Raw genomic sequence first — 10,269 nt, 5'->3', positions numbered from 1 at the left:
GTCCCTCCCGGTTACGCCGCCTGTGCGGCCCGGCCACCCTGTTCCTGCTGCCCGCGCTGCTGTTCCTCGCCGCGTTCCTGGTCTACCCGGCCGCCTACTCGGTGGTGCGCAGCCTCTTCGACGCCTCGGGAACGGGCTTCGTCGGACTCGACAACTACGCCCACATGTTCACCGACGACCGCACGCTCACCGCGCTCCGCAACACCGGGATCTGGGTGCTGGTCGCCCCCGCCCTGGTCACCGGTCTGGGGCTGGTCCTCGCCGTCCTCACCGAACGCGTGCGCTGGGCGACCGCCTTCCGCATCCTGCTGTTCATGCCCATGGCGATCTCCCTGTTCGCCTCCGGCGTCATCTTCCGACTCGTCTACGACGAGAACCCCGACCGGGGCGCGGTGAACGCGGCGATGGTGACCGTGCACGACGCCTTCACCTCCCCCTCGGAGTACCCCGGCGCCGAACCTCGCGACGCCGCCCTGGAACCCGACGCGGCGCTCGGCGGTTTCACCGGCGCCGACACCCACGAACCCGGTCAGGTCGTGGAACTGCCCATGGTGGGGGTGCGCCCCGGCGACCTGCCCGAACCGGCCTCCCCGGCCTCGACCCCCGAACCCACCGACACCGGTCTCCAAGGCGTGGTCTGGCTGGACGTGGCCCTGGACGGCGCATCGGGCGTCCTCGACGACGGCGAGAAAGGCATGCCCCGCATGAGGGTGGAAGCCCTCCAGGGCGGACGGGTCGTCGCCTCCACCACCACCGGCGACGACGGCCGCTTCATCCTGACCGAACTGCGTCCCGGCGAGTACACGATCCACCTGGCCGCCGACAACTTCACCGAGCCCTTCCGCGGTCTGACCTGGCTCGGTCCCACCCTGGTCACACCGGTGATCATCTCCTCCTGGGTGTGGATCATGTCCGGGTTCGCGATCACCTTCATCGCCGCCGGGCTCGCCGCGCTCCCACGCGACGCCCTCGAAGCGGCCCGGGTCGACGGGGCCACCGAATGGCAGGTGTTCCGCAAGGTCACCATGCCCCTCCTCGGGCCCCTGCTGCTCGTGGTGTTCGTGACACTGGTGATCAACGTGCTCAAGATCTTCGACCTGGTGTTCGTCATCGCGCCCGGGTCGGTGCAGTCCGACGCCGGCGTCATCGCCCTGCGCATGTGGCAGGTCTCCTTCGGCGCGGGCGGTGACCGGGGACTGGGCAGCGCCCTCGTGGTCCTGCTCCTGCTCCTGGTACTGCCGATCATGTACTTCAACATCCGACGGTTCCGACGGGAGCGCCCATGACCACCCCGGCCAAGAAGTCGCCCTCGGTCGTCGAGGTCTCCGTCACCGGTGCCCCACGCCGCGGCCCGGCCGCCCGTTTGGTGGCCCGGTCGGGATCGGGTGTCGCGCAGTTCCTCCTGGTCACCGTGGCCCTGTTCTGGATGGTCCCGCTCGTGGGCCTGCTCCTGGTGTCACTGCGCTCGGGGGCCGACAACACCAACAGCGGCTGGTGGACGGCCCTGCTCAAACCCACCGAGCTGACCCTGGCCAACTATCGGAGCCTGGTCGAGGACGACGTCGTCCTCCGCTCGTTCCTCAACACCGTCTACATCTCGGTGCCGTCCACGCTCCTGGTCGTGGGGATCGGGGCGCTGGCCGCCTACGCCCTGGTCTGGATGGACTTCCCCGGACGCGACTGGATCATGGTCGCCGTGGTCGGCCTGCTGGTCCTGCCCGTCCAGGCCGCCCTCATCCCCATCTCCCAGCTGTACGGGGCCCTGGGCGTCTTCGGTTCCATCACCGGCGCCGTCCTGTTCCACGTGGCCTTCGGACTGCCCTTCGCGGTGTTCCTCCTGCGCAACTTCTTCGTGGGCATCCCACGGGACCTGCTCGAAGCGGCCCGCATGGATGGGGCCCGCGAGTGGCGGATCTTCCGCAAGGTGGTCCTGCCGGTGGCCCGGCCCGCCCTGGCCTCCCTCGCGGTCTTCCAGTTCCTGTGGGTGTGGAACGACATGCTCGTCGCCCTGGTCCTGACCAGCCCGGACTCGGCGCCGTTGACCGTGGCGCTGCGCTCCCATCTGCGCCAGTTCGGCACCAATGTCGACGTGCTGGCCTCCGGCGCGTTCCTGTCCATGCTGGTGCCGCTGCTGGTGTTCTTCGCCTTCCAGCGCTACTTCGTCCAAGGGGCGTTCGCCGCCACCAAGTGACCCCGGGTCGGCCTCATCCCGGTGGCAGGTCCGGGGCGCGCTCACCGGCCATCCACAGACCCAGCCCGTGCCGGTCCACCAGGACCATCCCGTCACCGGCCTCGCGCACGGCCTCCCTGGTGAACCCGTTGGAGGCGACGAACATCCCCAGGTAGCCGCGGTGCCCTCCGGTCAGCGCGCCGAGGAAGGCTCGAACCTCGTTGGGTGGAACCGGCTTGCGCCAGCGCTTGCACTGCACGGCCAACGCTCTTCCGTCGGGGGTCTGCGCGCGCAGGTCCACCCCACCGTCGGAGGCCCCACCGACCACCGTCACCCGCGTGTACCCGTGGGTGCGCAGCAGCCGCGCCACGTACTGCTCGAACTCGATCCCGGACATCGTGTCGATCCCCGCGATGCCGGTACGCGAGACGATCCACCGCTCCCGGGCCCGCCGCAGCCGCGTCCATGCCCACCAGCCCGCCGCGGCCACCACGAGCACCGTCACCAGGGCGATGAGCAGCCACACGAGTGGGCGATCGGCGTTGTCGCGCAGCCACCCCAGGCCCAGCAGGAGCAGCACCAGGGTCAGGGGAAGCGCACCCCGGAGCCATCGGACCCACCGTCGCCCTCGCCGCCCGCGCCGACTTCGCCGTACAGTCACGTTCTTCCCAGGGGGTGGGGGACATAGCGGGCCACATCATCGCATGAGGCACCGACATTCCCCCGGCGCTCCCCGAGGGAGCGGGAACGGACCGTCCCCGCTCACTGCCACAATGGCCCAGGCGTGGTGTTCGCACACGGGGGTGCGGACAAGAGCCACGAGAACACGGGGGTGGAAGCTGTGGTCGAACGCGCGGCGCTGGATCTGGACGCGCTCGCCGTCAGCGACCGCTTCCGCCTGTTCAACTTCACCCGGCGCGACGACCACGTCACCTACCTGTGGATCCTGCGCGCCGTGGACCGGCGCCGCGAGGTCCACCAAGTCCAGGTCGGCGCGCACGAGGTCGAGTCGACCCTGCGCGAACTCGCCGCGCACCACCCCGACGCACCGGTCGTGGCCGCCCCCGAACTGCGCAGGCGGCTCGACGAACTCGCCACCGACGGCGTCGTGCACCGCTTCGACGACGCCTCCCGCGCCGGCACCCTGGCCAGCTACCGCAACCGCCAGTCCGTCTACCAGTTCAGCGAGCTCGGCTACCGCGCCTACCGGGCCGTCGAAGGGGTCCTGGGCGCCCGGGTGGAGGACGTCAACCTGTCCCGCCTGGTCTTCTCCGACGTGCTGGAGGACCTCGGCGCCCTCGCCGAGGCCAACCGCACCGGCCGGGTCGAGGACGTCTACCGCCGCCTGGCCCGTCTGGACTCGGTCATGGAGGACATGGGACGCCGCTCCGCCCAGTTCCACGTCACCCTGGGAGAGATCCTGCGCTCCACGGAGGCCTCACCCGAGGTCTTCCTGCGCCACAAGAACGCCCTGCTCGTCCACATGTCCGACTTCATGGCCGAACTGGACCGCTACCTGCCCCGCCTGGACCAGGCCGTCCACGAGGTCGAGGCCACCGGCCTGACCACCCTGCTCTCCCGCGCGGTCGACGCCGACGAACGCCTCTTCATGGACCGCTCCGAACGCCTGGAGGACTGGGGTCGGCGCTGGCGGGCCCTGCGCGCCTGGTTCGCCACCGAGGACGGGGCGCCCACCCGGTCCGCCGAACTCGGGCAGGCCACCCGCTCGGCCGTCTCCGGCGTGGTCGCGCTCCTGCGCCAGATCACCGAGGCCCAACGCGGCGGCGTCAACCGTTCCACCCAGCTGCGCCACCTGGCCGCCTGGGTGTTCGACACCCCCGACGACGGCGCCGCCCACGCGCTCATGGGCGCCGCGTTCAACACCCGCTCCGCCCGCCACCTGGGCGTGGCCCACGAGGACGGCGACGAGTTCTCGCCCTCCGACTCCTGGCACGACGCCGCCGGGGTGGAGGTCTCGGTGACCCTGTTCCGCAACGACCGCTCGCCCACCCCGGGAGTGCCCAAACCGGTCCGCCGGGACCGGGGCGCCCGCACCGAACTGCGCCGCCGCCAACGCGAGGACCGCGAGACCGAACGCGCCTCCGCCCAACGCTTGGTCGACGACGGCGCGCACGACCGCGTCCTGGACGACAGTGACACCCGGGTCCTGCTGCGCCTGGTCACCAAGGCCCTGGAATCCAGGTCGGTGGTCGCCGGACGCATGAGCTCGGCCACCGGGGACGACGCGGGAACACTGGTGCGGCTCGTGCCCAGCGACCGGGGCGCCACCGTGCGCACCGTCCAAGGCGACCTGCACCTGCCCGGGTTCCGCCTCGAACTCGCCGCCAGGAAGGGGAAGTGATGGCCAAGGCCACCCGCCCGCGCGTTCCGGATGTGGACCTGGGCACCTACCAACAGGCCGTGCGACGCGTCCTGACCTGCGACGTCATCACCGCCGCCCGACCACGTCCCGGCGTGCTCGACCAGGTCCTCTTCTGGGCCGACCAGATGGCCGAGGACCTGCGCGTACTGTTCGGCTACCGGCTCATCGCCACCACCGACCACGTGCGGCTGGTGCGTGAACTCGACCTGCTCGACCCCACCCAGCGCCAGGTCTTCGCGCGCAAGGGGCGCCCCTTCGACCGGCGACGTCTGGCCTACCTGTGCCTGGTCCTGGCCTCCTTCCAACGCTCCCAGGTCGAGATCAGCCTCGGTGACCTGGTCCGCCGCTTCACCCCCTCGGCCAACGACATCCAGGGCCTGGGCTACGACCCCACCGACTCCACCCACAAGGCCGCGCTGGTCGACGTGGCCCACTGGCTACTGGAACGCGGCGCCCTGCACCTGTCCGACGGTTCGGTCGAGGCCTGGGCGCGCGGTGGCGAACACGCCGACGCCCTGTTCGACATCGACCACGAGACCTGCGAGATCCTCTTCCGCCCCAGTCGGCCGGTCCAACACCTGCACAGCGCCGCCGGTCTCCTCAACGACCCCCTCGGACCGGACGCCGCCCCCGAACGCGTGGCCCAACGCGCCCGCCGCCTGCTGGTGGAGTACCCGGTGGTCTACTACACCGACGTCGAACCCGAGGTCGCCGCCGTCCTGCGCGCCAAGGGTCCGGTCGAGGAGGTGGCGCGCCTGACCGGCCTCAAACCGGAACGGCGGGCCGAGGGCGTGCTGCTGGCCGACTCCGCCGGGACCTTCACCGACCGTGCCTTTCCCGGCAGGGGAGGGGCGGTGACCCGCGCGGCCGGGCTGCTCCTGGCCCAGGTCGCCAACCACTTCGAGGAGTCCTGGGCCGCCCTGACCCACCTGCCGGCCCACGGCCCCGTGCACGAGCAGACCGACCTGGTCGGTCGGGTCGACGCCGGGCTGCCCCGGGACGCGGTCGTGGCCGAACTCGCCTGGGACCGCTCCGAGGACCCGCCACGACCGAACGAACCGGCCCCCGCGCCCCTGGTGGAACGCGAACGCCTGGAGGAGATGGTCGCCGACCTGTTCGAGGAGTTCGGCGCCGCCTCCTTCACCGTCGCCTGGCAGCGCGACCCCCACGGTCTGCTGGACGCCGCGCTGGACCTGCTGTCCGACCTGTCACTGGTGCGGCCGGTCCCGGGCGGGGTCCTGGTCACCCCCGCCGCGCTGCGCTACCGCAACATCCGAGGGGCGCTGCCCGAACGCCCCGACACCGGCCTGCTCCCCTTCGGCCCCCTCGACCCGGCTACCGATACCGACACCGACACCACGTCCGATCCAGGAACCGAGGACACCGCACCATGATCCGCAGGAGCGACCGTTTCCGACCCAACCGGGCGGGGATCGTCAACATCTGGGACTACCTCGATGAGGAGTTCGCCTTCGCCGACGGGCGTCTGGTGCTGCGCGGACACAACGGTTCGGGCAAGACCAAGGCGCTGGAGGTCCTATTCCCCTTCATCCTGGACGGCTACACCGACGCCCGCCGGCTCGACCCCTTCAGCGGCCAGAACCGCACCATGAAGTCCAACCTGCTCTACCGGGGCGACGAGTCCGCCTACGGCTACGTGTGGATGGAGTTCGCCCGCGAACGCGACGAGACCGAACGGGACGAGGAGGGCGGGGACCCCGAGACCGTCACCCTCATCATCGGTCTGCGCGCCCACCGCCATCGCGACGGCGTCACCCCCTCCTTCTTCGTCACCGACCTGCGCCTGGGGGTGGACTTCGGGCTGCTGTCCACCGACGACCGACCCCTCACCGAACGCCAGCTCAAGACCGCTCTGGGCGAGGACGCCCACCACAACAGCGCCGCCGACTACCGCCGGGCCGTGGACGCCCGCCTGTTCGGGCTGGGCGATCGCTACGTCCAACTCCTGGACCTGTTGCTGGCCCTGCGCCGCCCCCTGTTGGCCAAGGACCTGGACCCCGAGAAGGTCTCGCACACCCTCACCGGTGGCCTGAGCCCTCTCGATGAGACCCTCGTCGACCAGGCGGCCCGCGACTTCGCCAACCTCTCCGCCGTCCAGAGCCGCTTCGCCGCCGCCAACGCCTCCCACGAGGCCGCCAGTACCTTCAGCGAGGTCTACTCCGACTACCTGGCCCTCAACGCACGCCACCGCCTGCTGCGGGTCGAGGCCGCCACCGAACAGGCCGACGCCCACGCCCGCACCGTCGCCGACGCCGCCGAGGAACTCCGGCGGGCCTCCACCGACCGGGACCGGGCCCGCGCCCGAACCGAGGAACTGGGCAAGCGCGCCGCCGAGTTGACCGCCGAACGCGACACCCTGCGACAGCACGACACCCTCCGCGACCAGCAGGCCCTCCAGGTCAGGAGGTCCGGCCAAGAGGAACGCGCCCGCCGGATCAGCACTCAGGAGAGCCGGGTGCGCGGCCAAGAGGAGGAGATCACCCGCCTGGGCGGTGAGGCGACCCGCGTCGCCGACCGGGTCGACCGCGAGCTCGCCCGCGCCGAGGAACTGCGCGCCGAACTCGTCGGGGCCGCCGAACGCTCCGGCCTCGTCCACGACGCCGAAGGCGAGGTCGACACCGGCGACGACCTGCCCGAGACCGCCAAGGCCCGGGCGAGCGCCCGTCTCGACGACGTCCGCGCCGTCCGTGAACGCCTCCGCGACCAGGAACGCGCCGAGGAGGGTCGACGCCGCGCCGAGACCGCCGCCTCCCGTTCCGAGCAGACCCTCGGCGAACACGAGAGCGCCTGCGAGGCCGCCGAACGCGACCTCGCCGAGCGACGCCGAGCGGTCGCCGTCGACCTGGACGCCTGGTCCCGGCGCTGGGACGTCACCGGGACGGAGGACTCCGAGGTCCCCGAGGCCCTGCGCGCCGCCCTGGACACCTACGGCGAACCCGGCACCCCCACTCTCGCCCAGGTCTTCGACGAACAGGTGCACGAACACCGGTTGGAGGCGGCCGCCCGGGTGCACACCCTGGAGGCCGAACGCGAGCGCCTGGGTCGCGAACTCTTCGAGGCCCGGCGCGAACGCGACCACGTCGCCGCCGAACGCGACGACGCCCCACCCGCGGACCCGCTGCGTCCCGCGCCCCGTACCGACCGGCCCGGCGCAGCGCTGTGGCGGCTGGTCCGCTTCCGCGATGACCTGCCCGCCGAACAGGGCGCCGCCATCGAGGGCGCCCTGCACGCCGCCGGACTGCTCACCGCCTGGGTCCACCCCGACCTCGCGCTCACCCGGCAGGCGTTGGACACGGCCGAGGCCGACGCCCACCTGCTGCCCACCGACGCCGGGGCCAAGGGTCGCGCACCATCCGGCCCGACCCTGGCCGACGTCCTGGTCCCCGAGACCCAGGAACACGTGCCCACCGACGTCATCGCCGCCGTCCTGGCCGACATCCCCCTCACCACCGGCGACGACGCCCCGGGCGCACCGGACGCCCCGGCCCCGGACGTGATGGTCGGCGTGGACATCCGCGCCCGCTTCCGCCTGGGCCCACTGGTCGGCGCCCACCCCAAGCCCGTCGCCGAGTTCATCGGGGCCACCAACCGCGCCCAGCGACGCGGTGAACGCCTCGCCGTCTGCGACACCCGCATCGGCGAACTCACCCGCGAATGCGCCGAACTCGACGACCGGCTCCTCCGGGCCGGCGAACGACTCCAGGACTTCGCCCACGCCCGCGTCGACCTGCCCGAGGCCACCGCCGTCGCCAAGGCCGTGCGCGCCCTCGAACACCACTCCACCCTCCTGGCCTCGGCCCGTGGCGCCCGCTCCGAGGCCCGCCGCGAACTCGACGCCGCCATCGCCCAGGTGGAGGCCGAACGCCGCAAGGTCCGGGCCCTGGCCTCCGAACGCGCCATGCCCACCCGCGCCGAGGACGTCGCCGCCGTCGCCGCCGCACTCGACGCCTTCGCCGAGACCGCCCGAGCCCTGCACGACGCACGCGCCGACATCGCCGAGTACACCCGCGACCTCGACGAACGCCGCGACACCGTCGCCCGGCTCACCGAAGCCCTGAGCGGTGACCGCGCCGAACTCGACCGAGGCCGGGCCGACCACGAACGCGAGACGGCCGAGCTGGCCACGCTGGAGGCCGCCATCGACGCCCCGGCCCGCGAACTCCTCGACCGCCTCGAACACACCGAGTCCGAACTGCGCGAGGTCGGCGAACGACACCGTGACGCCGAGAAGGAGGCCTCGGACGCGCACGACCTGGCCGTGCGCTCCGAAACACTGCGCGACAGCGGCGGCCGGTCGCTGACCGAAGCCCTGGGCACACTCTTCGAACACACCGCCGCCCTCTCCGCGCTCACCCGCCCCGCCGTGCGCGCGGTCCTGGACGTGGACACCTCCGGCACCTGGCCCGCCCCCGACCAGTGGCCCACACCCGAGCAGGCTGCAGAACGCCTGCTCACCGGCGAGGTCGACTCGGTTCGCGACACCCTGCCCGGCGACGCCGCCGCGCTGATGGAAGCCTTCACCGAACGCGTCGGCGCCGCCAAGGTCACCGACGGCGAGCTCAAGAGCGCCGGAACCCGCATGTCCCAGGCCCTGCGCACCTTCCAGGAGGCGCTCGGCGGCGACGCCGAGGGCTACCGGGTCGACCACGAGGTCGGGGCCAGCGGCCTGGTCACCGTCCACGTCAACGACGAGAACGGACGCACCCCCGTCTCCGCCTTCACCCGGGCCGTGGCCGCCCGAGTCCAGGAACAGGGCGCGCTCCTGCGCGAGGAGGAGCAGGGGGTCCTGGAGGACGAACTGCTCGGCGGCATCGCCCAACAGATCCACGAACGCGTCCGCACCGCCAAACAGCTGGTGCGCGCCATGGACCGCGACACCCGCGCCCGCCCCATGTCCTCCGGCACCCGGGTGGGCATCCGTTGGTCCCGCTCCGACGGGCTCGGCGACCACCAGCGCAAGGCCGCCGACCTGGTCGGCCGCGATGGTGACGGCCTCGGCCCCCGTGGCCTGGGGGAGTTGCGCGGGGTCCTGCGCCAGATGATCCGCGACTACCACGCCGCCCACCCCCGGGCCGGCCACAAACAGGTGCTGTCCGCGGTGCTGGACTACCGCACCTGGTACCGGTTCGAGCTGCGCCTGGCCGTGCCCGGCAAGGACGAGGTCACCCTCACCAAGAACAAGCACGAACAGATGTCCGGCGGCGAGAAGTCCGCCGCCATCCACCTGCCCCTGTTCGCCGCCGCCAACGCCCTGTACACCTCGGCCGCCCCCACCTGCCCGCGCGTGGTCGCCCTGGACGAGGCCTTCGCCGGCATCGACGACCGGTACAAGCCCGAACTCATGGGCCTGACCGTCACCTTCGACCTGGACATGTTCATGACCGGCCACGACCTGTGGGTGCACTACGACAGCGTCCCCATGGCCGCGCACTACGACATGCACCACGACAAGGCGAGCGGCACCGTCTCGGCTCTGTTCATGCTCTGGGACGGCGATCAGACCCTGGACGCCGACGCGGGGTTCACCGGCAACGAGGAACTCGCCGCCGAACTGCTCGGCATCACCCCGACCCGATACGTTCCCCGGTCCACCGCCGGGACCCTCCTGGCCGAGGTGGAGGCCGCCACATGAGGCCGGGCACGCTCCGACCGACCCTGGTGCCCCCACACCCATCACCAGGGGAGTAACCTGCTG

Annotated in this window: 6 protein-coding genes; 5 read left to right on the top strand and 1 reads right to left on the bottom strand. The window is 72.0% G+C overall.

What is annotated here, in order from left to right:
• The first annotated feature begins 20 nt into the window (after positions 1-20).
• Both BQ8420_RS14740 and BQ8420_RS14735 read left to right on the top strand, forming a co-directional pair.
• Entirely contained in the window at positions 21-1,286 is a 1,266-nt protein-coding gene (locus BQ8420_RS14740) for an ABC transporter permease subunit (protein ID WP_087099452.1), read from the top strand.
• Complete coding sequence (locus BQ8420_RS14735) at positions 1,283-2,191, top strand: carbohydrate ABC transporter permease (RefSeq protein ID WP_087099439.1); 909 nt, start codon at positions 1,283-1,285, stop codon at positions 2,189-2,191. Before BQ8420_RS14740 ends, BQ8420_RS14735 begins: the two co-directional genes overlap by 4 nt.
• A gap of 13 nt (positions 2,192-2,204) precedes the next feature.
• Here BQ8420_RS14735 and BQ8420_RS14730 read toward each other — a convergent pair whose 3' ends face one another.
• Complete coding sequence (locus BQ8420_RS14730) at positions 2,205-2,753, bottom strand: restriction endonuclease (RefSeq protein ID WP_087099450.1); 549 nt, start codon at positions 2,751-2,753, stop codon at positions 2,205-2,207.
• Positions 2,754-3,011: 258 nt separating this feature from the next.
• Between BQ8420_RS14730 and BQ8420_RS14725 the strand changes: the two genes are divergently transcribed.
• The 3 genes from BQ8420_RS14725 to BQ8420_RS14715 are packed head-to-tail and all read left to right on the top strand — an operon-like array spanning position 3,012 to position 10,206.
• Complete coding sequence (locus tag BQ8420_RS14725; protein WP_087099448.1) at positions 3,012-4,532, top strand: TIGR02677 family protein; 1,521 nt, start codon at positions 3,012-3,014, stop codon at positions 4,530-4,532.
• Positions 4,532-5,947, top strand: a complete 1,416-nt coding sequence (locus BQ8420_RS14720) for a DUF2398 family protein (RefSeq protein WP_087099437.1) — start codon at positions 4,532-4,534, stop codon at positions 5,945-5,947. Before BQ8420_RS14725 ends, BQ8420_RS14720 begins: the two co-directional genes overlap by 1 nt.
• Positions 5,944-10,206: a TIGR02680 family protein gene (locus BQ8420_RS14715; RefSeq protein ID WP_087099435.1), complete on the top strand. Its 4,263-nt coding sequence runs from the start codon at positions 5,944-5,946 to the stop codon at positions 10,204-10,206. Before BQ8420_RS14720 ends, BQ8420_RS14715 begins: the two co-directional genes overlap by 4 nt.
• Positions 10,207-10,269: the final 63 nt, after the last annotated feature.

The organism is Nocardiopsis sp. JB363 (assembly GCF_900143625.1).
GTDB lineage: Bacteria > Actinomycetota > Actinomycetes > Streptosporangiales > Streptosporangiaceae > Nocardiopsis.
Note: the sequence above shows the minus strand (reverse complement) of the source record. Positions and strands in the feature narration are given on the sequence as shown.

What these genes read in the sequence shown, in the direction of transcription:
- BQ8420_RS14735 (WP_087099439.1), top strand. Translation starts at nt 1,283, where the DNA reads ATGACCACCCCGGCCAAGAAGTCGCCCTCGGTCGTCGAGGTCTCCGTC.
- BQ8420_RS14720 (WP_087099437.1), top strand. Translation starts at nt 4,532, where the DNA reads ATGGCCAAGGCCACCCGCCCGCGCGTTCCGGATGTGGACCTGGGCACC.
- BQ8420_RS14715 (WP_087099435.1), top strand. Translation starts at nt 5,944, where the DNA reads ATGATCCGCAGGAGCGACCGTTTCCGACCCAACCGGGCGGGGATCGTC.